This window comes from Sphingomonas vulcanisoli, assembly GCF_011761305.1.
GTDB lineage: Bacteria > Pseudomonadota > Alphaproteobacteria > Sphingomonadales > Sphingomonadaceae > Sphingomonas_I > Sphingomonas_I vulcanisoli.
In genome coordinates, this window is sequence record NZ_JAAOZC010000006.1 from 79,596 (window position 1) to 104,302 (window position 24,707).

Here is a 24,707-nt window from a genome sequence, read left to right on the forward strand (position 1 = left end):
TCCCACAAATCTCGCTGCACTCGATTTGCGGGCCCCTCCCTCTCCCGCGAAAGCGGGAGAGGGGTTGAGCTTATTCCTCGCCGAACTTGTTCTCGACCAGGCCGCACAGCGCGTCCAGCGCGCCCTGGGCGCCGTCGCCGGTAGCGCTGATCTTCACCGTATCGCCCATCGCCGCGCCCAGCATCATCAGCCCCATGATCGAGGTGCCGGCGACCGTGGAGCCGTCCTTCTCCACCGCCACCGCCGCGGTCTGCGTGCTGGCGAGGGTGACGAATTTGGCGCTGGCGCGGGCGTGGAGGCCGCGCTTGTTGGAGATGAGGACGGTGCGTTCGGCCGCGCCGCTCATGCCGCGGCCTCGCCCAGCACTTCGGAGGCGACCGAAATATATTTGCGCCCCGCCTCGCGCGCGGCGGCAACGGCAGCTTGGACCTTCATCATCTTCCGTGCTCCAGCCAAACGAATCAGCATCGGAAGGTTGACCCCGGCGATCACTTCGACCCGGCCGGGCTCCATCAGCGAAATGGCGAGATTGGAGGGCGTGCCTCCGAACAAATCGGTCAACAGAATGACGCCGCGCCCTTCGTCGACCGATTTGATGGCGGCAGCGATATCGGCACGCCGCGCCTCCATATCGTCGTCAGGCCCGATGCAGATGCCGGCCACGCCTCCTTGAGGGCCCACAACATGCTCCATCGCACGAACGAATTCCTGCGCGAGCTGGCCATGGGTTACCAGCACCATTCCAATCATTCAGTTCACCGTCACGCCTTGCTTTCCGCCAGCCTCCGGTCTTCCTTCCAGCGCGTCCAGCGTCTGCCTGGCTAGATCGCGATGCGTGATCGTGGGGGAAAAACCTTCCGTGCGCAACCTCTCCCCGATGCGCGCCGCGACATGGACCGAACGGTGCCGCCCACCGGTGCAGCCGAACGCGATCGTGACGTAGGATTTTCCTTCGGCTTCGTAGCGCGGCAGCAGCAGCAGCAGCAGCTCCTCGATCCGCTGCATCGCCTCGGGATAGGCCTCGTCCTCGGCGATATAGGCCGAAACGTCCGCATCAAGGCCGGTGCCGGGGCGCAGTTCGGGCACCCAGTGCGGATTGCGCAGAAAGCGAAGGTCGAACACCAGATCGGCGTCGTTGGGCAGGCCGCGCGAGAAGCCGAATGAGGTGATCGACAGCGTCGATCCACCCGAGGGCACCGCGAAGAGGCCGCGCAACTGCTGCTGCATCGCGTTGGTGGTGAGATCGCTGGTGTCGATCAGGAAATCCGCCCCGGTCCGTAGCGGGCCGAGCAGTTCGCGCTCGCGGGCGATGCCGACCTTGGCGGGGCGGTCCTGCGCCAGCGGGTGCCGGCGGCGGGTGGCGGAGAAGCGGCGCTGGAGCACTTCGCCCGAACAATCGAAGAATATGATCTCGATCGGAATGCCGCGATCGCTGCGCAGTTTCTGGATGCGCTTGAGGATCGCCTGCGCATCGAAGCCGCGCGTGCGCGTGTCAATACCAACCGCGAAGGGGCGATCGTCCTCGGCCGCGCCCTCCGGCGGCGGGCTGGCGAGCAGACGATCGACCAGCGCCAGCGGCAGGTTGTCGGCGGTCTCCCAGCCGATATCCTCCAGTGTCTTGAGCGCGGTGGTGCGCCCGGCGCCCGACATGCCGGTGACGAGAAGGATGCGGCGCGGATCGCTCATGGGACGAGCCCATACAGCAGCAAAGCTTTCTCCAGCTTCAACGGAGCGGACGATTCGAACGCGGCCAGCGCGATCTTGGGGATGGCGAGGCCTTCTATTGCGATCGTCGGCAGCGGATCGGGCGGCATGCGTTCGGGTGACTCGTCAAGGCTGACGCACAGCGCGATCTCGGTAGCGGCGAGGGTGGGGAGGGTGACGATGCCGACACCCCGTATCTCGATCTGTCCGGCGATCGTCGCGGGGCAGGTGACGCGCAGGCGGCCATCGATCGCCTCCACAGTCGTGCTGTCGTCCGCCACCAGCACCGCGCCCCGATCGATCAGCCGGAACGCGAGATCGGATTTGCCCGATCCGGGCCTGCCCATCAGCAGCACGCCCCGCCCGCCGATCGCGATGCAGGTTGCGTGCAGCATCGCCATCAGCGCTGGGCCGCGGGCAGGCGGATGATGAAGCGCGCGCCCGATTGGTCCTCGTCGCGATCGGTCACGAGGATCGATCCGCTATGCCCTTCGACGATCGCCTTGGCGATGGCGAGGCCGAGGCCGCTGTGCCGCCCGAACGCCTCGCCCTCGGGCCGGTCCGAATGGAAGCGGTTGAAGATATCCTCGCGCGCGTCGAGCGCGACGCCGGGGCCCTCATCCTCGACGCGGATCACCACCTCATTCTGGTCGCGCGTCGCCGCCACCTGCACCAGGCCACCGTGCGGCGAGAAGCTGATGGCGTTGTCGATCAGATTTTCGATCACCCGCGCCAGCCGCGATCCTTCGCCGAAAAGCACCGCGCTACCGCGGTTGGGCCGCGCGAAGGCGAGGCGGATATCGTTGGGGATGCCGCGCGCCTCACGGGCGTCGATCAACTGTTCGATCATATTGCCGATATCGACCGTCTCGAACCGCGCCCGTGAAAGCTCGGCATCCATGCGCGAGGCTTCGGAAACATCGGTGATAAGCCGATCAAGCCGCGCGACATCGTCGCGGATGATCGCGATCAGTTTCTCCCGCAGCTCGGGATCGTTGACCAGATCGAGGCTGTCCACCGCGGAACGCAGCGAGGCGAGGGGGTTCTTGATCTCATGCGCGACGTCGGCGGCGAACGCTTCGGTGGCATCGATCCGCTTACGGAGCGCCTGGCTCATGTCCGAAAGCGCGCGGGCGAGCGTGCCGATCTCGTCATGGCGGCTGGGCAGGCGCGGCAATTGCACCTCGCGCGCGCGGCCGAGGCGGACGCGGTGCGCGGCCAGCGCCAGCCGCCGGAGCGGCCGCGCGATCGTCCGCGCGAGGAAGAAGGACAGCAGCATCGACAGCGCGCCGGTGCCGAGCAGGATGATCCCCAGCCAGAACCGCTCGGCGCGGACACTACGCACGATCTCGCGCTGGTTGTTGGTCAGCAGCAGCACCCCGGCATCGCCCGCGCGCGTGGCCGAGGAGATCACCGGCGTGCGCTCCGGCGCCCTGCGCAGACGGGTTACGACCGTGGAGCTGCGGGACGCCGCTACGGCTTCGGGCCAGGCGGCGAGGCGGTCCCGCGCGGGCTCGACGAATTCCTCGGGCCGTTCGGCACCGACGACGATATCGATCATCCGATCCATCGCGCGCGCCAGGCGCTTGCGCCAGGGATCCGCCTTGGGATCGCGCAGCTCATAGGTCGGCGGCCCATAGTCCCAACTATCGATCGGCGCGGAGGAAGCGTCGGGATAGAGCCGCAGCCGGCTCTGGTCGCTGGCGCCGAGCCTTGCCATCAACTGCGGCCGCGCGGCCGCCGGGGCCGCCGCCACCGCCGCCGCGGCCATGCGGACCTCGATCGAGGCCTGCGCCATGCGATCGTCGACCAGCTTGCTGCGGTAGCCATCGATATACAGGAAGCTGCCCGCCAACACGCCGAGCGCGAAGACGTTGACGGCCAGGATGCGGCCGGTGAGCGTCAGCCGGCCGAACCAGCCGACCGGCTCCAGCTCACCCCTCCGCGAAACGGTAGCCAACGCCATAAAGCGTTTCGATCGCCTTGAACGCAGGATCGAGCTGGCGGAATTTGCGGCGGAGCCGCTTGATATGGCTGTCGATCGTCCGATCATCGACATAAACGTCGTCTTGATACGCGGTATCCATCAATTGATCGCGGGTCTTTACCACGCCGGGGCGCTGCGCCAACGCTTCGAGGATCATGAATTCGGTGACGGTGAGCGTTACGTCGCGCCCTTCCCATTTCACCTGATAACGCGCGGGATCCATTTCGAGCCGTCCGCGCATCACCGTTTCGGCCTGGGGCTCGTCCGTCGCACCTTCAGGGGCATCACGCAGTTCGGCGCGACGGAGGATCGCGCGGATGCGGGCGATCAGCAGCCGCTGCGAGAAAGGCTTGGAGATATAATCGTCCGCGCCCATCGCCAGGCCCAGCGCCTCGTCCAGTTCATCGTCCTTGGAGGTGAGGAAGATCACCGGCAGCGCGCTTTTCTCACGCAGGCGGCGGAGCAGCTCCATGCCGTCGAGCCGGGGCATCTTGATATCCAGCACCGCCAGATCGGGGGGATTGTCGACCAGCGCCTTCAATGCGCTCTCGCCGTCCGAATAGACGCGCACGATAAAACCCTCGGCCTGCAGCGCGATGGAGACGGAGGTGAGGATGTTGCGGTCGTCATCGACGAGCGCGATTGCAGGCGTCATGCTTTCTCGCGGTTCGGTTATCGCGGCTCTCCTATAGCAGCGAGGGGCGCCACCTCAACCGGAGGTGACGATCGTGTTCGGGTTGGTTTTGCGGCTTAATCTAACGCAAGTCCGGTCGTTCTTGGGCCTGTGTATCATGATCCGCATCTTGCGACACCGCAAACAGGCCGAAGGGAGCAGCGAGGCTGGCTGCGCCGGCTGATCTTCGGCAAGGGGGACGAACAGCCTCAGCCGGCGATATCCTGGCCCGATGCCCAGCCTGGGCCACTACCGATGGTCAACGCACTGGCCGACGCGCTGGCGCAGCTGGTGACGGCTGCGCGCGAGCAGCTGGATGACGCCAGCGAGATCGTCGATCGGTCGGCGGATGAAGCGCGCGATTACGGCAGCGTGCTCGCCCAAGGGGCCAAGACGATCAACGAAGCGGCACTGCCCGATGCCGTCGCGGCGGCGGTGATCGAGGCGACCCAGACCATGCTGGCGCGCACACGGCGGGCGGAAGAGCGGCTGCGCGGGATGAGCGCTGATCTGGCCAAGCTGCGCCACGATCTGCAGGAAGCTCAGTCTCAGGCCGAGCACGATCCCTTGACGGGCCTTCCCAACCGCCGCGCGCTCGATAATGCGCTGCAGGCGGCGGTCATCGGGGCGGCGGCGGCACAGAAGGCGTTGAGCCTGGCCTTCTGCGATATCGACAATTTCAAGATCCTCAACGATCGCCACGGCCATGCTGTCGGGGATCGGGTGCTGCGGCTGGTGGCCGATTGCCTGGCGGATGGCGGCGGGGAGGATGTCTTCGTCGGGCGGCACGGCGGCGAGGAATTCGTCCTGCTGTTCGATGGCGTGGGAGCGGAGCAAGCAGCGCTCAAGATCGATATGATCCGCGCGCAGCTGGCGACGCGCACCTTGCGCTCCAAGACGGACGACAGCCCGATCGGCAATGTTACCTTCTCGGCCGGCGTGGCGATGCTGCGCGAGGAGGAAGAAGCCAACGATCTGCTCCATCGCGCCGATCGCGCGCTGTATCGCGCCAAATATAACGGCCGGAACCGGGTGGAGATCGATCGGGAGGGGTGAGGCAAATCCTCCCTCTGGCGGGGGAGGATGTGTTTGGGTCAGCCGACCGCCGCGAGCAAACTCTCAAACATCCGTCGCCCGTCGGTGCGGCCATGCGCGGGCTCGATCACGCGCTCGGGATGCGGCATCAGCCCAAGCACATTGCCGGCATCGTTGATGATCCCGGCAATATTGCGGGCCGATCCGTTGACGGATTCGGCATACCGAAGCGCCACGCGGCCTTCGCCTTCCAGGCGATCCAGCACGTCCGTATCGGCGACATAATTGCCATCATGATGCGCCACGGGAATCGCGATTTCCTCGCCCGCTTCATAGCCGCTGGTGAAGATCGATTGATTGTTGGCGACTTCCAGCGCGACGCTGCGGCAGACGAACGCCAGCCCGGCATTGCGCATCAGCGCGCCCGGCAGCAGCCCGACCTCGGTCAACACCTGAAAGCCGTTGCACACGCCCAGCACCGCGACGCCGCGCCCGGCGGCATCGGCCACCGCGCGCATCACCGGCGATCGCGCCGCCATCGCGCCCGATCGAAGATAATCGCCATAGGAAAAGCCACCCGGCACCGCGATAAGATCGACGCCGTCCGGCACTTCGGTCTCGCGATGCCAGAGCATCACCGGCGCCGTACCGCTCACCTCTTCGATCGCCACCGCCAGATCGCGATCGCAGTTGGAACCTGGGAAAACGACGACCGCGGCCTTCATGCGCTTACCCCCGCTCGATCCGGTAATTTTCGATCACGGTGTTGGCGAGCAGCTTGCGGCACATCGCATCGCAATCCTCGTCCGAAAGATCGGCGCCATGCTCCAGTTCGATCAGCTTGCCCTGGCGGACGCCTTCGATGCCATCGAAGCCCAACCCCTCCAGCGCATTGTGGATGGCGCGCCCCTGGGGATCGAGCACCCCGGGCTTCAACGTCACGTAGATGCGGGTCTTCAAGGGTATCATCCCGGGCCGGTGGCGGATGCCGGGGCCTATGCCGCCCCAAAGCCGAAGCCGCAACCCGCCGCGATCAATTGACGCCCGGCTTTTCACCAGCCTAGCATCGTTTCGGCGGCGCACGACCGCTCAAACAGGGGAAACAGGATGAAGATGTTCGTGGGCGGCGGTTTCGCCGCGCTGTTGGTGCCTTCATCGGCTTTGGCCGTAAGCCCGTTCGACGGCACGTGGAAAGCCGATCTCAAGACCGCGCAATTGCCGCAGAAGCCGCAGACCATCCTGCTCAAGGACGGCGTCTTCACCTGCAGCACTTGCAAGCCCGTCTTCACCGTCAAGGCCGATGGCGCGTTCCACCCGATCACCAACCAGCCCTATACCGATGAGGCCAAGATGGAGGTGGTCGACGAGCATACGATCGTCGAGACCGACAAGCTGAAGGGCAAGGTTACCAATGTGGCCAGGCAGACCGTCTCCACCGATGGCAAGACGATGACGGCAAGCTGGACCGATACCAGCGCGCCGGATGGCAAGGCGACGACCGGCAGCGGCACGATGACGCGCGTCGGCATGGCACCGGCGGGAGCCCATGCCATTTCCGGTTCGTGGCGTCAGGCAAGCGTCGCAAACATCTCTGATGCCGCGCTGACCGAGACCCTCGCCCTGAATGGCGACTGGCTCTCGCTGACCACGCCTAATGGCTACAGCTACAAGGCCAAGCTTGGCGGCCAGAAGGTGCCGCTGGTCGGCGATACGGCGGAAACAATGGTTGCGGTCAAGCGCACCGGCGCGATGACGTTGTTCGAGGAGGACAGCCGCAAGGGCGAAGTCGTCAACACCTACACGATGACGCTTCTGCCCGGCGGCAAGACGATGAAGGTCGTGTCTCGCAACGCGAAGCAGGGCACCGACACCATCTATGTGATGAAGAAGCTCTAAGGCCGATAGATGCCGCGTGGCGGCCGGGCTTAGGTTCGGCCGTCATGTGTTGCCATCGGCGCCGTCTCGTCTGACAAGAGTAGGCATGGGCTGGTTTTCGCGCTTCACTGTCACACGTTCCGCCGAGGCGGCGGCGCGCGACCGCGAATGGGAAGCGGCGCTGGAGCGGGACACCCTGCCGGCCCAGGTCGAAAAGCGGCTGCGCGATGCCGGCGCGGGGCGGACGCCGTGGGTTGCGTCAATGACGCCCGCCGAACTGCTGATCGCCAAGAGCCATGGCTGCCGCCCGATCGCCACCGTCTCGGGCACCTGCTGGTATAGCTTCGGGCGGAGCTGGACCGAGGGTCACGCCGAAGGCTGGAGCCGCGCGCTCAACCGGATCGGTGAGGAGGCCTATGCCTGCGGCGCCAACGCGGTGGTCGATGTCCAGCTGCGCCGTATCCAGCATGGCTTCGGCAGCGGCATGGATTTCACGCTGATCGGCACCGCGGTGAAGATCGACGGGCTCAAGCCCAGCGCACGCCCGGTGATCGCCACGGTGCCCGCGCTGGAATTCGTGCGCTTACTGGAGATGGGGATTGTGCCCGTCGGCCTGGCGATCGGCGCGCGATACGAATGGCTGGGTGGGTTCGGCACGTGGAACGGCTGGGGATCGGCGGCGAGCCGCACACAGTGGCAGCTGAACGCGCTTTCGCCGAGCCAGCCGCTCGGCGATCTTTCCGATTTCTGGGAGCGTATCCGGCGCGAGGCGATCTGGGACTTGCGCGATCATGCCGCCGCCCAAGGCAACGGCGTGCTCGCCCACACCCATTTCAGCCAGCTGATCCGGCAGGAGCGGGACAAGGCCCCGCCCGCCTATCTCGGCCGCTATATCGTGCTCGGCACGGTGGTCGATACGCCGGCCAATGCGCCGGTGCCGCACCATATTCGGCGCGTTGCCGACATGCGCGATCCGTCACCGCTGGATGGGACGTTCGGGCGGCGCAACGATGTTTACTCCGGCGAAATGGGCGAAGGCGAGGGAGCGATATGAGCGACGGACAGCAGATGCCGCAACATGCGCTGGAGCGGTTGGAAGGCCTGCGCCGCGAAGGCCATCCGGACGGCATCTTCACATCGGACTTCACGGTCAACGAATTCCTGCTGGTGCGCAAAGCCGGGTTCGAGCCGATCGGGCTGTGCATCGGTTCGTGCATCTATCATCTCGGCTTCCAGTTCGCGGGCTGGACCAGCAATGTCGAACTCGAGACGCTGAGCCTCGCGATGTACGAAGCGCGCGCGCTGGCGATGGAGCGGATGCGGGCCGAGGCGGCGCGGATGGGCGCGGACGGCATCGTCGGCGTGCGGCTGACCGTAAAGCGGATGGAGTGGGACAAGCATGTCCTGGAATTCGTCGCGATCGGCACGGGCATCGTCCACGCCAGCGGCCACACCGGATTCAAGGGACCGGGCGGCCAGCCCTTCACCTCGGCGCTGACCGGCCAGGATTTCTGGACGCTGCTGCAGGCGGGCTACCGGCCGCTGGAGATGGTGATGGGCAGCTGCGTCTATCATGTCGCGCGGCGCGGGCCCTTGTCGACGATCGGCAGCGTCGGCCAGAATGTCGAGCTTACCAACTTCAGCCTGGCGCTCTACGAAGCGCGTGAAATCGCGATGGAGCGGATGCAGCTGGAGGCGACCAAGGCGGGCGCCGAGGGCGTCGTCGGCGCCGATCTCCACGAAGGGAGCCACAATTGGCAGACGCATGTCATCGAATTCTTCGCCATCGGCACGGCGGTGCTGCCGATCGAGGGCCATTCGGGCGAAATCCCCGATCCGCAATTGGTGCTTTCGGTCAACGGCTAGGTAGCCCGCACTCCGGCGAAGGCCGGAGCGCTGGAGTTTCGGGCATAGCGCTTGCCATCCTGCGCTCCGGCCTTCGCCGGAGCACGGCGTTGTTTTTGGCTGCGGGGTTACTGAGCATTCCCGCGATGGCCCAGGCTCCAACCGAGCATCAAAAGCTCTTCGCGCTGTTCCACGACAGCGACGAGGCGACCCTCAAGCGCCAGCCGCTCGCGGCGCTGTTCCGCGGCGACATGCGCTACCCTGACCGCATCGGTGACCTGTTCACCAACAGCGGCGATCAGGCCGAGCTGCAGGCCGGGGAGGCCGATCTCAAGGCGCTGCACGGCATAGATCGCGCCAAGCTCGATGGCGACGACCGCATCGCCTATGATGTGTTCGAGAATCAGACGCAGATCGGCCTCAAGGCGCTGCGCGATCCCGATCTGCGCACATCCTTCGCCGTCCGCCCGATCAACCATTTCGGTGGCGCACAGCTGACCTTCGCCGATCTGGGATCGGGCGAGGGGCCGGCGCCGTTCAATACGGTCGCCGACTATGAGAACAATCTCAAGCGCAACCGGCTGTGGGCCAAGGCGATCGACCAGATCATCGTCCGCTTCCGGCAGGGCATGCAGCTCGGCATCGTCGAGACCAAGCTGACCACGCGCAACATGATCGATCAGTTCGATCAGGAGCTGGGCAAGGGCGTCGAGGGATCGACCTATTATCAGCCGATCGCCAAGCTGCCCGCGGGCTTCCCGGCGGCGGACAAGGCGAGACTCAAGGGCGAATATGCCGCGCTGGTGCGCGATGACCTCCGTCCGGCCTTCACGCGGCTGCGCGACTTCCTCAAAAACGACTATCTGCCCGCTGCGCGCGAGGGGGTCGGCCTCAAATATATGAAGGGCGGCGACAAGGTTTACGCTTATGATATCGAGGCGAACACGACGCTGCCCTTGAGCGCGAAGGAGGTTCACGAACTCGGTCTGTCCGAGGTCGCGCGAATCCTCGGCGAGATGCGGACGGCGGCGGCGCAGGCGGGGTTCAAGGGCACGTTGCCCGAGCTTTTCACGTATATGCGCACCGACAAGCGCTTCCAGCGGGCGAGCGTCGATCAGCTGCGCGATGGCTATTTGGCGATCCGCAAGCGCGTCGAGGCGCGCATCCCCGAGCAATTCTCGACCCTGCCCAAGACCGGTCTCGAGATCCGCCCGACGCCGGATTTCAAGGCCAAGACCGCGGCCGGCGGCGAGTATGAGCAGGGCACGGCAGACGGCAAGCGGCCCGGCGTTTTCTATTACAACGGCTACGATCTGCCCTCGCGGTACATGTGGGAGATGGAGACATTGTTCCTCCACGAGGCCGAACCGGGCCACCATTTCCAGATCAGCCTTGCGCAGGAGAATACCGGGCTCCCTGCCTTCATGCGCTACGGCGGCAATACCGCTTATGCCGAAGGCTGGGCGCTTTATTCCGAAAGCCTGTGGAAGGATCTCGGCATGGAGACCGATCCCTGGCAGCGGCTCGGCGGGCTCAATGATGAGATGCTGCGCGCGATGCGGCTGGTCGTCGACAGCGGCATCCACGCTTACGGCTGGAGCCGCGCGCAATCGATCCAGTACATGCTCGACAATTCGCCCGAGAGCGTGACCGACGCCACCGCAGAGGTGGAACGCTACATCGCCATTCCCGGCCAGGCGCTGGCCTACAAGATCGGGCAGCTCACCATCCAGCGCTGCAAGGAAAAAGCGATGCGCGCGCTTGGCGCCAAGTTCGATCCGCGCGCCTTCCATGCGCAGGTGCTGATGACCGGATCGCTGCCGATGCCCGTGCTGGAAAAGAAAATCGACGACTGGATCGCCGCGGAGAAGGCGAAGGGTTGAAAACAGCGGATGGCGCCGGGCAGGGAACAGCGCCATTCACAAGCTGTTCAAAGCGTTCGCTTTAAGGGACGCGGCATGCTGATGGTCCGTTTCGCTCTTGCCGCGCTGGCGGCGTCCGTCGCCGTACCCGGCGCGGCGCAGCAATTGCGGCGCGATCAGGATCAGGCCTGGGCCGCGCGGCGGGCCGGTCAGGTGATGCCGCTGCGCGAGATCGAGGCGCGCGTGCTGCCACGGATGCGCGGGGCGGACTATCTCGGCCCGGAATTCGATCCGGCCTCCAACACCTATCGGCTGAAGTTCATGCGTGGCCAGTCGGTGATCTGGCTGGATGTCGATGCGCGCAACGGCCAGATCGTCGGGAAATCGGGCGATTGAGCGCCGAGAGTGACGGGGGCGAAACGAAAGCTTAAGCTGGTCGTTCATCTTTCGCACAGCGGCCCCGCGCGATGAGGGCCTCGAACAACGCTATAGGGAGCAATCGATGCGCGTTTTGATCGTCGAGGACGAGCCCAATCTCGGCCGCCAGCTGCGGGCGACCTTGGAAGGCGCGGGCTATGCCATCGATCTCGCCACCGATGGCGAGGACGGCCATTATCTCGGCTCGACCGAGAATTACGATGCGGTAATCCTCGATCTCGGCCTGCCCGAAGTGGACGGGCTGACCGTGCTCGATCGTTGGCGCAAAGAGGGCAAGGATACGCCCGTGCTGGTGCTGACCGCGCGCGATAGCTGGAGCGACAAGGTCGCGGGTCTCGACGCGGGCGCCGACGATTATCTCGCCAAGCCCTTCCAGACCGAAGAATTGATCGCCCGGCTGCGCGCACTGATCCGCCGCGCATCGGGCAATGCCTCGTCCGAGCTGATCGCCGGCGACATCCGTCTCGATACGCGCAGCGGCAAGGTGAGCAAAGGCGGCGAGCCGGTGAAGCTGACCGCGCAGGAGTATAAATTGCTCTCCTACCTGATGCATCACAAGGGCAAGGTGGTGAGCCGTACCGAGCTGATCGAACATATTTACGATCAAGACTTCGATCGCGATTCCAATACGATCGAGGTGTTCGTTACCAGAATCCGCAAGAAACTGGGCGCCGATGTGATCACCACGATCCGCGGGCTCGGCTATTCGCTGGACGAAACCGCGGCCTGATCATGCCATTCCGCGACGGACGCGCGCCGCCGCGCGGATGGCGATGGATCGAAATCCCCTATAATTTCCTGCGCGTGGTGATGATCGGCCGGCCCGCGCTCGTGTCGGGCGGCGGGGATCAGCCGCTGCGCCAGGCACAGCGCACCACCGGATCGCTGACGCGGCGGATGATCGGCATCGCGGCCATCTGGATCATGATCCTGCTGGCCGGCGGCGGCTTCGCGCTCGATCGCGTGCTCAATATCGCGCTGACCCGCAATTTCGATGCCGAACTGCAATATACGCTGACCGCGATGATCGCCTCGGCAGAGATCGATCCCGATGGCGAGGTCCGCTACACTCGGCCACTCGGCGATCAGCGCTTCAACGAACCGGCGTCAGGCCTTTATGACCAGGTTTCGGGGGAAGGGCATGAACCGTTCCGATCGCGATCGCTGTGGGACCGCGAATTGCAGCACGCGCACAACCACCGCGATCTTGCGATCCATATCTACGACAGCAAGCAGTTCCCCGATGAACCGCTGCGCATCATGGAGCGCGACGTCGTCCTGCCGGGATCGCCGACGCTGTGGCGCTTCCAGGTCGCGCAGGCGCGATCGGGGCTCGATGAGCAGATCGCGGTGCTGCGCAAGACGCTGATCCGCTCGTTCGCGATCCTGGGACTCGGCCTCATCATCATGTCGGCGCTGCAGGCGACCTTCGGGCTGTGGCCGCTGCGCAGGGTGCGGCGCGAGATCAATGCGGTGCGCACCGGCCAGAGCGCGCGCGTCGACGCGCGGCTGCCGATCGAGATCGCGCCGATGGTCGAGGAATTGAACGATCTGCTGGCACACAATGAGCGCCAGGCCGAGGAAGCGCGCACCCATGCCGGCAATCTTGCGCATGCGCTCAAGACGCCGCTGACGGTGATCATGAACGAGGCGACCGCGGGCAGCCCGGACCTCAACAAGACCGTGATCCGCGAGGCGACGACGATGCGCCGCCAGGTCGATCACCACCTCGCCCGCGCCCGCGCGGTGGGGCGCCGTGGCGCCGCCCAGAGCGTCGCGTCTTTATGGTCATCGGTAGAGGCGGTGGAGCGCGCTGTCAGCCGCCTCTATCCCGATGTGACGATCGATATGGCGGGCAGCCGGGCGGCGCGGGCCCGCGTCGAGCGGCAGGATCTCGACGAAATGCTCGGCAATCTGATCGAGAATGCCGCGAAATATGGCGGCGGCCGGGTGTTTGTCACGATCGGCGGCGATGCCCAGTTCGCCGAGGCGATCGTGGAGGATGACGGCCCCGGCATTCCCGAAGGCCAGCGCGCGGCGATCTTCGAGCGTGGCGTGCGGCTGGATAGCGGCAAGCCGGGCACGGGTCTTGGCCTCGCCATCGTCCGGGACGTCGCCGAAATCTACGGCGGATCGGTCGAGCTGCACGAGAGCGAGGATTTGGGCGGGCTGTGCGTGTGCCTGCGGCTGCCGGCGGCGCCATGACGTCTTTGCTCGACAAGCTTGATCGGATCGAGGGCGAGGCGGGTCTCGGCGCGATTCTCCTGCTTTTGTTGCTCACGATGTTCGTTGTCTCGCCCGCGGTCGCGACGGGGGCGCTGCCGCTGACCTTCGTCGAATATCTGCGCTTCGCCCTGGCGGCGATCACCGTCATCGTCGTGGCGCAGACGGCCCGTGTTCGGCTGCTGGTGGCAATCGCCTTTATCGGCACCGTGCTCGCATCGATGCACTGGCGCGTCGGCGAACCGCCGGCGACGGTCTGGGCGATCAAGCTCGGCCTTGGTCTGATGTTCGATGTCGTGGTGGCGGGCACGGTCGCGGTCGTCGCCTTCGGGCCGGGGCGGGTGACGGTCTTCCGCATCCTCGGCGCGGTGATCCTCTACCTTTATGTCGCGCTGATCTTCGCGGGCCTGTTCCGGATCGAGGCGCAATTCCTCGCCAATGCCTTCAGCAATCTGCCGGAAAGCGCCAGCCAGCGTTTTTCGTCGCTGCTCGCGTTCAGCCTGGGCGCGCTGACCACCAACGGCGGCGGTGACATCAGCGCGCTGCATCCGCTGGCGCGGAGCCTGGCCAATCTGGAAGCGGTGATCGGCCAGCTCTTTCCCGCGACCCTCCTTGCGCGGTTGGTGACACTTCACGCGGCGGGCAACACAGAAAGCGACTGAGCCTTATTTGCGCCGGTAGCGGAAATACCAGACCTCATGCCCCAGCCGCCGCGCCTTGGCTTCGTAGCGCGTCTGCGGCCAATCATCGGGGCGAGTGAGGAAATCAGCCGGGCCTTGAGCAAGCCATTCGAATTCAGGCCGCTGGCCCATCACCATCATTGCCCACCGACAGTAAACCGGATGATCGGTGCCGAAGCGGAATTCGCCGCCGGGCTTCAATTTGGCGGCGAGCAGCCCGATCGGCCCGGCGTTCATGAAGCGGCGCTTGGCATGGCGCGCCTTGGGCCAGGGATCGGGGTGGAGCAGATAGGCGCGGGTCAGGCTCGCATCGGGCAGTCGATCGATCACCTCCAGCGCATCGCCCATATGCAGCCGGACATTGTCGAGACCGCCGTCCCGAACATGCACCAGCGCGCCGACGACGCCGTTGAGGAAGGGCTCGCAGCCGATGAAGCCGTGGCCCGGCCGCATCGCGGCTTGGCCGGCGAGATGTTCGCCCGCGCCGAAGCCGATCTCCAGTTCCAACGGTCGATCATCGCCGAACAGCGCCGTGGCATCGATCGGCCCGGCCGGCACCTCGAAGCGGGGCAGCAGGCTCTCGACCAGTTCGGCCTGGCCGGCGCGGAGCTTATGGCCCTGGCGGCGGCCATACAGACGGCGGATCGTGGCAGGGTCGTTCACGACGTGCCGGTCAGGCGGGGCGGCGCTGGATCAGCAGATTGGCGATCTGGCGCATCACCGGCTGATCGTGCTGGTTGAAGACAATGGTCCGCACCTTGAGGACGCCGAGATCGGGCAGCGAGGTCAGCGGACGGGCCTCCAGCACTTCGGCCTCGGCGCGCAGCGTGTCGCCGGGATAGGTCGGCTTCGGCCAGCTGAGCTCCTCCAGCCCGGCGGCGCCGCGGCTTTGCACGCCGATAGTGGACCAGTGATCGATCGCCATGCGCATCGTCATCGCCGCCGTGTGCCAGCCGCTGGCGGCAAGGCGGCCGAAGATCGGATTGGCCGCGCCGCCCTCGTCGCTCAGGTGGAAGGCCTGCGGATCATAGGCCGTGGCGAAGGCGATCACCTCATCGCGGTCGACGGTGATGCTGCCGAAGCTGTCTGTGTAGCCGACGAGCAGATCCTCGAAATAGAGCGCCATCGGCCGTCTCAGACGTTGAAGCGGAAGAGCATGACGTCACCGTCCTTGACGACATACTCCTTGCCTTCCGAGCGCAGCTTGCCCGCGTCACGCGCGCCGGCCTCACCTTTGAATGTGACATAATCCTCGAAGGCGATGGTCTCGGCGCGGATGAAGCCGCGTTCGAAATCCGTGTGGATCGCGCCCGCCGCCTGTGGCGCCTTGGACCCCATCGGGATCGTCCAGGCGCGCGATTCCTTGGGGCCGGCAGTGAAGAAGGTCAGCAAATGGAGCAGCTCGTAGCCGGCACGGATCACCCGGGCGAGGCCGGTCTCCTTGAGACCGAGGTCAGCGAGGAAATCGGCGCGGTCGGCGGGATCGAGCGTGACGATGTCAGCCTCGATCGCGGCGGAGACGACCACAGCCATCGCGCCTTCGGCCTTGGCTTTCTCGGCGACCCTGGCGGAAAGCGCATTGCCCTCGGCGGCGGCGCCTTCATCGACGTTGCAGACGTAGAGGACGGGTTTGGCGGTGAGCAGTTGCGCCTGATCGAACAGCCGCTTCTCATCCTCGTCCTTCGGCTGGGTGAGGCGCGCGGGCTTGCCATCGCGCAGCAGCTCCAGCGCCTGGCCGAGCACCGAAGCGGCCGCCTTGCTCTCCTTGTCGCCCTGCGCGGCCTTCTTGGCGAGGTTGGGGACGCGCTTCTCGAGGCTTTCGAGATCGGCGAGCATGAGCTCGGTCTCGACCGTCTCGGCGTCCGCGATCGGATCGACCTTGCCTTCGACATGCGTCACCTCGCCTTCGAAGCAGCGCAGGACGTGAATGATCGCATCGGTTTCGCGGATGTTGGCCAGGAATTGGTTGCCCAGCCCCTCGCCCTTGCTCGCACCGCGCACCAGCCCGGCGATATCGACGAACGCGAGCTGGGTTTCGATCTTCTTGGCGGAGCCCGCGATCTCGGCCAGCTTATCGAGGCGCGGATCGGGAACCGCGACTTGGCCGACGTTGGGCTCGATCGTGCAGAACGGATAATTGGCCGCCTGCGCCGCCGCCGTTTCGGTCAGCGCGTTGAAAAGGGTCGACTTGCCTACGTTGGGAAGGCCGACGATGCCGCAGCGAAAGCCCATGATACTCCTCGGGTGATCTGATCGGCGGGCCTTAGAGACTGCGGCGGGCTTATACCAGTTTTGCCTTGGCTAAACGAAAGCTGACTAAAGTTCCTCGACTCATCGACAAAAAAGCACGTTCCATCGCGACTACGTAATCTTGCGTATGTGTAGATAACCGTCGGGCTCCGTCTCACCTGCAACAGGGCGGCGGGGGCCGTTTCACACGAACATCCGGGGCGTATCATGCGGACGTATCAGTGGGTTGCGGCAGTAGCGGTTATCGCGGTTCAGAGCGTTGCTGCACTTGGGGAAGTGCCGGCGACCCCCGGGCCGGATGGTGTGCAACTGACCGGGGGCAACGGGTCAGATGTAGACATCCGGCCCGGGATGCGCATGATGTCCAAGCTGGAACATGTGCTCGGCATCAAGCCGATCAATCTGCGCGAAGCCTTCAACCGCGACGATGCGCTGACCGGATTGCGGTATCGCAAGCTCAGCAATCTCTCGATGGTCGATTTCTATCCGATCGGAAATCTTCACCTTTCCTACGGTTTCCATAGCTGGAAGGGCAAGCTCGCCAAACCCGGCTTTGCGATGCCCGGCTCGGTCGGCTGCCTGAACCTGAACGAGGTCGCGCCGCTGCTGCCGGTCCGCAGCACCCATGCCAACATCTCGCCGATGGCGACGATCGGCTATCAGCGCAAGCTGGCGCAGTTCACGCAGGTCGGCTTCGAGGCCGGCATGTTGAGCGATCACGGCAGCAACCGCGGCAACGTACTGCCCGGCGAGCGCCGCGAGCGCTGGGCGAGCACCGGCGCGATCGCGCAGGCCTCGTTCAAGATGCGCTTCTTCTAAGCGAGAACATCGAAGGCATGGATGGCGAGGCCGACGAGGCCGCCGACCAGAGTGCCGTTCACCCGGATATATTGCAGATCGCGGCCGACGGCATTCTCCAGCCGTGAGGTGACCGTGCCCGTATCCCAGCGGCGCACGGTCTCGGACACCAGCGAGACGATCGCATCGCCATAATTGACCGCGATCGAGGCGACCGCGCGGCGCGCGAAGCGGTTGATCGATCGGCGCAATGATTCGTCGCGCTGCAACGTATCGCCGAAATTGCGCAACGCCTCGCCCAGCCGCCCCGCCATCACCTCATCGGGATCGTGGACCGCATTGAGCAGGGCGCCGCGCGCGCTCTCCCATAGGCCGTCCAGCCAGGCGCCGAGCGCGGGATTTTCGAGCGCGGAATCGCGGAACCGCGCCACGCGGGCCTGCATCTCAGGATCGTGCTGGAGACGCCAGGCCAGCCTCGCCAGCCCCTCCTCGGCCTTGTCGCGCAGGGGATGGTGGGGATCGTCGGCGACGTCAGCCAGCATCTTGAACAGGCCTTCCAGCACCTTGGTGGCGACGGTCTCATCGAGGCCCGTCCAGCGCAGGATCGATCCGGCACGCTCGGAGATCATCTTGCGGAACATCCCCTGATTGGCGTCCAGCGTGCGGCCGATCCAATCGATTGCGCCATCAATCACCGGGCGGTGGCGCTGCTCGGCGATGGCGGCGTCGAGCAATTGACCGAGCAGCGGGCCGATCTCGACCGCGCCGATCTGCCGGACGGCCGCGCTTTTCACCATATTGGCCAGCCGTTCGTCGGCCGCGCCTTCCAGCAGCGCGGCGACCAGCTTGCCGCTGCGCTTCCGCCCTTCCAGCGGCGGCCGCGCGAGCAGACGGCCTAAGCCCGCCGCCAGATCGATCCGGCCCATCCGCCGCGCGACAATCTGCGGCACGAGGAAATTGGAGCGGAGGAAGGCGGCCAGGCTGTCGCCGATGCGATCCTTATTGCGCGGGATGATCGCGGTATGCGGGATCGGCAGACCGAGCGGATGGCGAAACAGGGCCGTTACCGCGAACCAATCCGCCAGCCCGCCGACCATCGCCGCCTCGGCAAAGGCGCGCAAATAGCCCCAGCCGGAATGGCGATGCTCCAGCAGCCGCGCCGCCAAGTAGACCGCCGCCATGACGAGCAGCAGGCCGGTGGCGATGATCCGCATCCCCCGCACCGTGCCGCGGCGATCGTGCGGCCGGGCCGGGAGGGGGGCGGGCGAGGGCATTGGCGCTACAATCACCGCCGCGCCGAATGGTTCAAGCGATAACCGCGCTGCAGCGGCGGCTCACTCGGCCGGAAGGGCGTGGCGGGGCGCGTTTTCTTCGCTGGTGCTGATGAACCGGCCAAGCTTGCGGCCGATCCATTTCTCGAATTCGTCGGCAAGGCTGAAGCCCGCGGGCACGATCAGCAGGGTGAGCAGCGTCGAAAGCGTGAGGCCGCCGATCACGGTGATCGCCATCGGCTGATTGAACGATCCGTCCCCGCCGAGCGAGAGCGCGGTCGGCAACATGCCGGCGACCATCGCCACCGTCGTCATCACGATCGGCTGGGCGCGCTTGTGCCCGGCATCGAGGATCGCATCATAGACCGGCACGCCGTGCCGCATCTCCTCGATCGCGAAATCGATCAGCAGGATGGAGTTTTTGGCGACGATGCCGAACAGCATCAGCACGCCGATCAGCACCGGCATCGACAGCGGCAGCCCGAACAGCTTGAGCATGAGCACCCCGCCCAGCGGCGCCAGCAGCAGCGAGCTCATATTGACGAACGGCGGCATCACACGGCGGTAGAGCAGCACCAGCACCGCGAAGACAAGCAGCACGCCCGCGACCAGCGCGACCATAAAGTTGGTGATCATCTCGGCCTGCCATTTGGCGCTGCCCGCGGAGGCATAATGCACGCCGGGCGGCAGATTCTTCATCTCGGGCAGGGCCAGCACCTTGGCATGCTGCTCGCCGGAGATCCCGCCCGGGCCGAGATCGGCGCTGATCACCACGCGCCGCTCCTGCATGTAGCGCTGGATCTGCGACGGGCTGGCGCCGAAGCCGATATCCGCCACGACGGAGAGCGGAACGCTGCCGCCGCGCGAGGTCTGCACCGGAAGGTTGGCGATCGTATCGAGGCTGCGGCGGCTGTTTTCGTCCAGCATCACGCGGATCGGAATCTGGCGATCGCTGAGCGAGAATTTGGCGACGTTCTGATCGATATCGCCGAGCGTGGCGATGCGGATCGTCTGGCTGAGCGCCTGGGTCGTCACGCCGAGATCGGCGGCCAATGCAAAGCGCGGGCGGATCGTGATCTCGGGCCGCGGCAGATCGCCTTCGATGCGTGGCGCGCGCAGCCCGGGCAGGCGGCCCATCGCCTCGACGATCTTGTTGGCGGCGACGGCGAGTTGGGCGGGATCGTCCCCCGCCAGCATGACCGATACGTCCCGCGAGCTGGAATTGTCGCCGTTCTGCGATGCGAAGCTGATCCGCGCATCGGGAATCGTGTTGAGCATCGGCCCCACCGCGCGTTCAAATTCAAAGCTCTTGCGTTTGCGGTCCTCGCGCAGCTGCAGGATGACGGTCGCCGTGCCGACGTCGATATATTCGAGCGCGGTCGCCACCTCAGGCTGCCGCTTCATCATCGCGGCGACACGATCGGCTATCGCTTCGGTCTGCTGCAGCGTCGTGCCCGGCGCCATCGTTATGTTGACCCGGCTTGTGTCCGAATTTTGCGGCGGCTGGAAGGTCGAGGGCATGGTCATGATGACGAGGATCGTCAGCAGGAAGGCGGCCAGGCCGAACATCATCACCAGCTTGCGATTGTCGCGCAGGAACAGCCGTTGCCAACGGCGCGGGCCTTCGTTGCGGGACAGGGTCCAGGCGAGCAGCCTTTGATAGAAGGCCTGCGCCTTGCCGCCGCCATGCTCCTGCACGCCGGAGGATTTGAGGAAATACGCGGCGATCATCGGCGTGATCAGGCGCGCGACCAAAAGGCTCATCAGCACCGAGACGACAACGGTGATGCCGAAATTCTTGAAGAACTGCCCGGCGATGCCGGGCATCAGGCCCACCGGCAGGAAGACGGCGACGATCGAGAAAGTGGTGCCGACCACGGCGAGGCCGATCTCGTCGGCGGCGTCGATCGCGGCCTGATAGGCGGTTTTGCCCATGCGCATGTGGCGGACGATATTCTCGATCTCCACGATCGCGTCATCGACCAGCACGCCCGCCACCAGGCTCAGCGCGAGCAGGGTCATGAAATTGAGCGTGAAGCCCATCAGGCTCATGATCCAGAAGGTCGGGATCGCAGAGAGCGGGATCGCCAGCGCTGAAATGATCGTCGCGCGGCGATCGCGCAGGAACAGGAAGACCACCGCGACGGCCAGCACCGCGCCCTCGATCATCGCGCGCATCGCCGATCGATAGTTTTGCGTGGTATATTTCACATTGTTGGCGCGCTGGATGAAGTGAACCTTCGGATTCTCCTTTTCCAGCTGCGCGAGCACCTTGGTGGCCGCATCATAGACCGTGACGTCGGATGCCCCGCGCGAACGGTAGAGGCCGAAGCTGACGACGGGCTTGCCCTCCATCTTGGCGATCGAACGCTGCTCGCCGAAGCTGTCGCGCACGGTAGCAATATCGCCGAGCTTGACGGATCGGCCATCGGCGAGCTGCAGCTGCGTCTGGCTGAGCGTATAGGCGTTCTGGCTGTTGCCCAGCACGCGCACCGATTGCTCGGCGCTGGCGACTTCCGCGCGGCCTCCGGCGGCGTTGGTGTTGATCAGGCGGAGCTGGGAATTGACCTGGCTGGCGGTGACGCCCTGCGCCTGCATCCGCGCCGGATCGAGGACCACGCGGATTTCACGCGAGACCGCACCCTTGTTCCCCACGCTCTGCATGCCATCGATCGCGAGCAGGCGCCGCGAAACCGTGTCTTTCACATACCAGGACAGCTGTTCCATCGTCATGTCGGTGGCGAGCGCGACATAATTGGCGAGCGAGTTCTGGTTGATGATCACACGGGTGATCTGCGGCTCGATAATGCCGTCGGGCAGTTGGGCGCGGATTTGGGAGACGGCGTCGCGCACGTCGGTCGTCGCGCGATCGACCGGGGTTTCGATGCTGAACTGGACGAAGGTTTCGGACTCACCCTCGCTCACCGTCGAGCTGATATCCTCGACGCCCTCCAGATTGCGCACCGCGGCCTCGACGCGCTGCGTGACCTGCGTTTCGAGCTCGGTCGGCGCTGCGCCCGGCTGGGCGACGTCGATCACCACGGCCGGGAAACTGATTTCCGGGCTCTGGTTGATGCTCATCCGCATGAACGAGACGAACCCTGCCAGCGAAAGCGCTGCGAACAGGACGATCGAGACGATCGGGTTGCGGATCGACCAGGCAGAAATGTTGCGCATGAAAGCCGCTTATTGGCCCGCGGGGGCGGTGGTGAGTTCGGGCTGGATCTTTTCGCCGGCCGTCAGGAAGGCACCGGCGCTGACCACCACCTTTTCGCGGCCCGAAAGCCCGTCGATGATGCTCACGCCGACATCGCTGACGTCGCCGATCTTCACCGCGCGGCGGACAACGGCATTGTCCCGGCCGACAACATAGACGAAATTGCCCTTGTCATCGCTCAGCACCGCCGATTGCGGCAGCAGCGGCATCTCTGCCTTGCCGCTCGAAATGGAAGCCTCGGCGAAGCCGCCGGGGCGCAGCGATGTATCATAGGGCAGCGCTATGCGCGCGAAGCCCTGGCGCGTCGTGGGATCGATCACGGGCGAGATCTGCCAGATCTGTCCGGAAATTGCCTTGGCGCTGCCGATCGGGATGACGCTGGCAGGCGTGCCGATCGCCATGCGCGCAAGCTCCTGTTCGGGAATGCGCGCCTGCATTTCCATATTGCCGTCCTCGGCGATGCGGAACAGCGTGCCCTGGCCGGACATCACGATCTGGCCGGGCTCGACCGCGCGGGTTAATACCAGGCCGCCCTTGGGCGCGCGGATGACAAGGCGGGCGTTACGCGCCGATTGCTCACCCAACTGGGCGCGGGCCACCGCGACGCGGGCGACCGCCTGATCGCGCGCCGCGACCTTGGCATCGATATCCGCCTTGGAGATGAAGCCGTTCTTGACCAAAGCCTTGGCGCGATCGAGATTCGATTGGGCCAGCGCGGCATCGGCCGCGGCAACCTTGATTGAGGCGGCAAGGCTGGCGGCCTGCTGGGCCTGCACCGATCGCTCGATAATCGCCAGCGGCTGGCCCGCCTTCACCCAATCACCGGGATTGACCAGCACTTGGACGACCTGGCCGCCTTCACCGACGACGCCGACTTGCATATCATGCTTGGCGGCGATGACGCCGTTGGCGACGACAGTCGCGGCGACGAGGCGGCGGCCCGGCTCGACCACCGTGACCCGCTGCAACGCGGAGGGCGTGGCCGCCGGCTTGCCGCCGCGCCCGAAAATGCTCCAGCCGATCAGCAGGATCACGATTACGGCCGCGCCCAGCGCGATCCACCGCCGCCGACGCCGTGCGGGATCGCCGAGCGCTTCTTCGTCGCTCACCAAAACAGTTTCCATATTCATCCGCAGCCAAATCCTGCTGACGCCCCCCAGGGCGACCTTCCGCTGTGTTATCTTAATAATGCACCGACGGCAAGGCCGCCGGCCGACAATTAAGGCGCGCGCCGCAACGCCAGGATCGGCCAATCACCATGTTGCAGACGGGCGCGAATGTCCAATCCATAAGCGGCGAAAGCCTCCAGAACGGCCCGTTCCTGCGTGGCCAGCAGCCCGGCGAGGATGATGGTCGCGCCCGGCGCGATCACCGCCGCGAAGCTGGGCGCGAGCGCGATCAGCGGACCGGCGAGGATATTGGCGATGAGCAGATCGAACGGCGCCTGATCGGCGATGGCCGGCGCGGCGACGCCATCGGCGACGGCGAGCGTGATCGAATCGGCGGGGATGCCGTTCACCGCCATATTCTCAGCCGTGACGGCGATGGAAATCGGATCGATGTCGGCGGCCAGAATTTGCGCCCGTGGCCAAAGCGCGCGGGATGCGAAAGCGAGCAGACCGGTGCCTGCGCCGATATCGGCGATGTTGGCGAAATCCGCACCTTCGCGCTCCAGCCTATCGAGCATTTCCAGGCACCCGGTCGTCGTCTCATGATGCCCGGTGCCGAACGCGCGGCTCGCCTCGATCTGGAAGCGGATCGCATCGGCGGGGATGCCATCGCTGTGCGCGGCGGTGTGGACGTGGAAGCGGCCGATGCGCAGCGGCTCCAGATAAGCCTGGCTGATCGTCACCCAATCGGCATCCTCGATCCGCTCGATCACGGGTTCGCCGCCACCCGGGGCAAGCGTCTTGAGCGTGGCGATCAAAGCGTCCGAAGGCGGCCCTTCCACATAGGCCTCAATCCGCCAATCGTCGGGCCGGGCGGGATCGGGTTCGTTGGCGACGAGCAGGGGCGGGGGATCGAACGCCTCCAGCGCGGGCACCTCCCCCGTAATCGCTTCGGCCTCCTGCTTCGTGCAGGTGAAGCTGATCTTCCAGCTCTCGCTCGCCTGCGGCTGCCACTCAGCGGACATAGCTGGCTCCGTTGACGTCGAGTACCGCGCCGGTCATCGACGGCGGCGCATCGAGGCAACAGAAGCGCACCAGCTCCGCGACCTCCGCCGGATCGGCGACGCGGCCGAGCGGGATATCGGCCAGCAAGGCGTCCCCGCCGCGGCTGGTGAGATAGTCCTCGGCCATGCCGGTCATGGTGAAGCCCGGGCAGATGGCGAAGGCGAGGATATTTTCCGCCGCATACGCCCGCGCGATCGTCTTGGTCATCGCCACCATGCCGGCTTTGGACGCTGCATAATGCCAATGCGACGGACTATCGCCGCGATGCGCGGCGCGGCTGGCGACATTGACGATCCGGCCGCCGCCCGTCCCCTGGAAGTGGCGAACGGCGAGGCGGCTGAGTTCGGCGGCGGCGGTCAGATTGATCCGCATCGTCCGTTCCCAACTCGCGAGCCAATCGGCATCGGGCAGATCGATCGGCGCGGCCTCGAAGATGCCGGCGTTGTTGACGAGCACGTCGATCCGGCCGTCCAGTCGTGCAAGCGCCTCATTCCAGAGCGCAAGCGCAGCGCCGAGCTCATCGAGGTCGGCGGGAATCGTGTCGGCCTGGTCCGACCGGGTTGCATGCCCCACGATCCGCGCATGGGGGGAAAGAGCGGCGGTGATCGCGGCGCCGATGCCCCGGCTTGTGCCGGTGGCGAGGATATGAACAGTCATGCCGCGCGCCTAGCCCAT

Annotated in this window: 26 protein-coding genes; 10 read left to right on the top strand and 16 right to left on the bottom strand. The window is 65.6% G+C overall.

What is annotated here, in order from left to right:
* Positions 1-70 precede the first annotated feature (70 nt).
* The 6 genes from FHS31_RS12025 to FHS31_RS12050 are packed head-to-tail and all read right to left on the bottom strand — an operon-like array spanning position 71 to position 4,346.
* Positions 71-346: an HPr family phosphocarrier protein gene (locus tag FHS31_RS12025; protein WP_167073838.1), complete on the bottom strand. Its 276-nt coding sequence runs from the start codon at positions 344-346 to the stop codon at positions 71-73.
* A complete protein-coding gene (locus FHS31_RS12030) occupies positions 343-750 on the bottom strand; it encodes a PTS sugar transporter subunit IIA (RefSeq protein WP_167073840.1) in 408 nt (135 codons plus the stop codon). The genes FHS31_RS12025 and FHS31_RS12030 overlap by 4 nt, the downstream gene beginning before the upstream one ends.
* Positions 751-1,686, bottom strand: a complete 936-nt coding sequence (rapZ, locus tag FHS31_RS12035) for an RNase adapter RapZ (RefSeq protein WP_167073842.1) — start codon at positions 1,684-1,686, stop codon at positions 751-753. It abuts the gene before it with no gap.
* Entirely contained in the window at positions 1,683-2,105 is a 423-nt protein-coding gene (locus FHS31_RS12040; protein ID WP_167073844.1) for an HPr kinase/phosphorylase, read from the bottom strand. The genes rapZ and FHS31_RS12040 overlap by 4 nt, the downstream gene beginning before the upstream one ends.
* The gene (locus tag FHS31_RS12045; RefSeq protein WP_167073846.1) at positions 2,105-3,670 is read right to left on the bottom strand and encodes a sensor histidine kinase; all 1,566 of its coding nucleotides are present in this window, start codon (positions 3,668-3,670) and stop codon (positions 2,105-2,107) included. Before FHS31_RS12045 ends, FHS31_RS12040 begins: the two co-directional genes overlap by 1 nt.
* A complete protein-coding gene (locus FHS31_RS12050; protein WP_167073848.1) occupies positions 3,639-4,346 on the bottom strand; it encodes a response regulator transcription factor in 708 nt (235 codons plus the stop codon). Before FHS31_RS12050 ends, FHS31_RS12045 begins: the two co-directional genes overlap by 32 nt.
* A 273-nt stretch (positions 4,347-4,619) precedes the next feature.
* On the opposite strand from FHS31_RS12050, the gene FHS31_RS12055 reads away from it, so the two are divergent.
* A complete protein-coding gene (locus tag FHS31_RS12055) occupies positions 4,620-5,420 on the top strand; it encodes a GGDEF domain-containing protein (protein WP_167073850.1) in 801 nt (266 codons plus the stop codon).
* A gap of 38 nt (positions 5,421-5,458) precedes the next feature.
* Here FHS31_RS12055 and purQ read toward each other — a convergent pair whose 3' ends face one another.
* The gene (purQ, locus tag FHS31_RS12060) at positions 5,459-6,124 is read right to left on the bottom strand and encodes a phosphoribosylformylglycinamidine synthase subunit PurQ (RefSeq protein ID WP_167073852.1); all 666 of its coding nucleotides are present in this window, start codon (positions 6,122-6,124) and stop codon (positions 5,459-5,461) included.
* Between the two features lie 4 nt (positions 6,125-6,128).
* The gene (purS, locus tag FHS31_RS12065) at positions 6,129-6,359 is read right to left on the bottom strand and encodes a phosphoribosylformylglycinamidine synthase subunit PurS (RefSeq protein WP_167073854.1); all 231 of its coding nucleotides are present in this window, start codon (positions 6,357-6,359) and stop codon (positions 6,129-6,131) included.
* Positions 6,360-6,506: 147 nt separating this feature from the next.
* Between purS and FHS31_RS12070 the strand changes: the two genes are divergently transcribed.
* The 8 genes from FHS31_RS12070 to FHS31_RS12105 all read left to right on the top strand — a co-directional run bounded on the left by FHS31_RS12070 (position 6,507) and on the right by FHS31_RS12105 (position 14,304).
* A complete protein-coding gene (locus tag FHS31_RS12070; protein ID WP_167073856.1) occupies positions 6,507-7,295 on the top strand; it encodes a hypothetical protein in 789 nt (262 codons plus the stop codon).
* Positions 7,296-7,380: 85 nt separating this feature from the next.
* Entirely contained in the window at positions 7,381-8,328 is a 948-nt protein-coding gene (locus FHS31_RS12075) for a heavy metal-binding domain-containing protein (RefSeq protein ID WP_167073858.1), read from the top strand.
* Positions 8,325-9,140 (top strand): heavy metal-binding domain-containing protein, encoded by an 816-nt coding sequence (locus FHS31_RS12080; protein ID WP_167073860.1) that lies wholly within the window; start codon positions 8,325-8,327, stop codon positions 9,138-9,140. The genes FHS31_RS12075 and FHS31_RS12080 overlap by 4 nt, the downstream gene beginning before the upstream one ends.
* Before the next feature lie 125 nt (positions 9,141-9,265).
* Positions 9,266-11,002 (top strand): DUF885 domain-containing protein, encoded by a 1,737-nt coding sequence (locus FHS31_RS12085; RefSeq protein ID WP_167073862.1) that lies wholly within the window; start codon positions 9,266-9,268, stop codon positions 11,000-11,002.
* A gap of 75 nt (positions 11,003-11,077) precedes the next feature.
* A complete protein-coding gene (locus tag FHS31_RS12090) occupies positions 11,078-11,377 on the top strand; it encodes a hypothetical protein (RefSeq protein ID WP_167073864.1) in 300 nt (99 codons plus the stop codon).
* Between the two features lie 106 nt (positions 11,378-11,483).
* Complete coding sequence (locus FHS31_RS12095) at positions 11,484-12,149, top strand: response regulator transcription factor (RefSeq protein WP_167073866.1); 666 nt, start codon at positions 11,484-11,486, stop codon at positions 12,147-12,149.
* A 167-nt stretch (positions 12,150-12,316) separates the two neighbouring features.
* Positions 12,317-13,624, top strand: coding sequence for an ATP-binding protein (locus FHS31_RS12100; protein ID WP_167074042.1), 1,308 nt, complete (start codon positions 12,317-12,319; stop codon positions 13,622-13,624).
* The gene (locus tag FHS31_RS12105; protein WP_167073868.1) at positions 13,621-14,304 is read left to right on the top strand and encodes a hypothetical protein; all 684 of its coding nucleotides are present in this window, start codon (positions 13,621-13,623) and stop codon (positions 14,302-14,304) included. The genes FHS31_RS12100 and FHS31_RS12105 overlap by 4 nt, the downstream gene beginning before the upstream one ends.
* Positions 14,305-14,307: 3 nt before the next feature.
* Here FHS31_RS12105 and trmB read toward each other — a convergent pair whose 3' ends face one another.
* The 3 genes from trmB to ychF are packed head-to-tail and all read right to left on the bottom strand — an operon-like array spanning position 14,308 to position 16,554.
* Entirely contained in the window at positions 14,308-14,985 is a 678-nt protein-coding gene (gene trmB, locus FHS31_RS12110; RefSeq protein WP_167073870.1) for a class I SAM-dependent methyltransferase, read from the bottom strand.
* Between the two features lie 10 nt (positions 14,986-14,995).
* Positions 14,996-15,448, bottom strand: a complete 453-nt coding sequence (locus FHS31_RS12115) for a MaoC family dehydratase (protein WP_167073872.1) — start codon at positions 15,446-15,448, stop codon at positions 14,996-14,998.
* Positions 15,449-15,456: 8 nt separating this feature from the next.
* The gene (gene ychF / locus FHS31_RS12120; RefSeq protein WP_167073874.1) at positions 15,457-16,554 is read right to left on the bottom strand and encodes a redox-regulated ATPase YchF; all 1,098 of its coding nucleotides are present in this window, start codon (positions 16,552-16,554) and stop codon (positions 15,457-15,459) included.
* A gap of 375 nt (positions 16,555-16,929) precedes the next feature.
* On the opposite strand from ychF, the gene FHS31_RS12125 reads away from it, so the two are divergent.
* Positions 16,930-17,391: a hypothetical protein gene (locus FHS31_RS12125; protein ID WP_167073876.1), complete on the top strand. Its 462-nt coding sequence runs from the start codon at positions 16,930-16,932 to the stop codon at positions 17,389-17,391.
* Here FHS31_RS12125 and FHS31_RS12130 read toward each other — a convergent pair.
* The 5 genes from FHS31_RS12130 to FHS31_RS12150 all read right to left on the bottom strand — a co-directional run bounded on the left by FHS31_RS12130 (position 17,388) and on the right by FHS31_RS12150 (position 24,689).
* Entirely contained in the window at positions 17,388-18,644 is a 1,257-nt protein-coding gene (locus FHS31_RS12130; RefSeq protein ID WP_243843438.1) for a DUF445 domain-containing protein, read from the bottom strand. The two genes, FHS31_RS12125 and FHS31_RS12130, sit on opposite strands and share 4 nt — an antisense overlap.
* Before the next feature lie 60 nt (positions 18,645-18,704).
* Entirely contained in the window at positions 18,705-21,818 is a 3,114-nt protein-coding gene (locus FHS31_RS12135) for an efflux RND transporter permease subunit (protein WP_167073878.1), read from the bottom strand.
* A gap of 9 nt (positions 21,819-21,827) precedes the next feature.
* Positions 21,828-22,988 carry an efflux RND transporter periplasmic adaptor subunit gene (locus tag FHS31_RS12140; protein ID WP_167073880.1) on the bottom strand — a complete coding sequence of 387 codons (1,161 nt, stop codon included), beginning with the start codon at positions 22,986-22,988 and terminating at the stop codon, positions 21,828-21,830.
* A gap of 89 nt (positions 22,989-23,077) precedes the next feature.
* Positions 23,078-23,992 carry a 50S ribosomal protein L11 methyltransferase gene (locus tag FHS31_RS12145; protein WP_167073882.1) on the bottom strand — a complete coding sequence of 305 codons (915 nt, stop codon included), beginning with the start codon at positions 23,990-23,992 and terminating at the stop codon, positions 23,078-23,080.
* Positions 23,982-24,689: an SDR family NAD(P)-dependent oxidoreductase gene (locus FHS31_RS12150; protein ID WP_167073884.1), complete on the bottom strand. Its 708-nt coding sequence runs from the start codon at positions 24,687-24,689 to the stop codon at positions 23,982-23,984. Before FHS31_RS12150 ends, FHS31_RS12145 begins: the two co-directional genes overlap by 11 nt.
* Between the last annotated feature and the right edge of the window lie 18 nt (positions 24,690-24,707).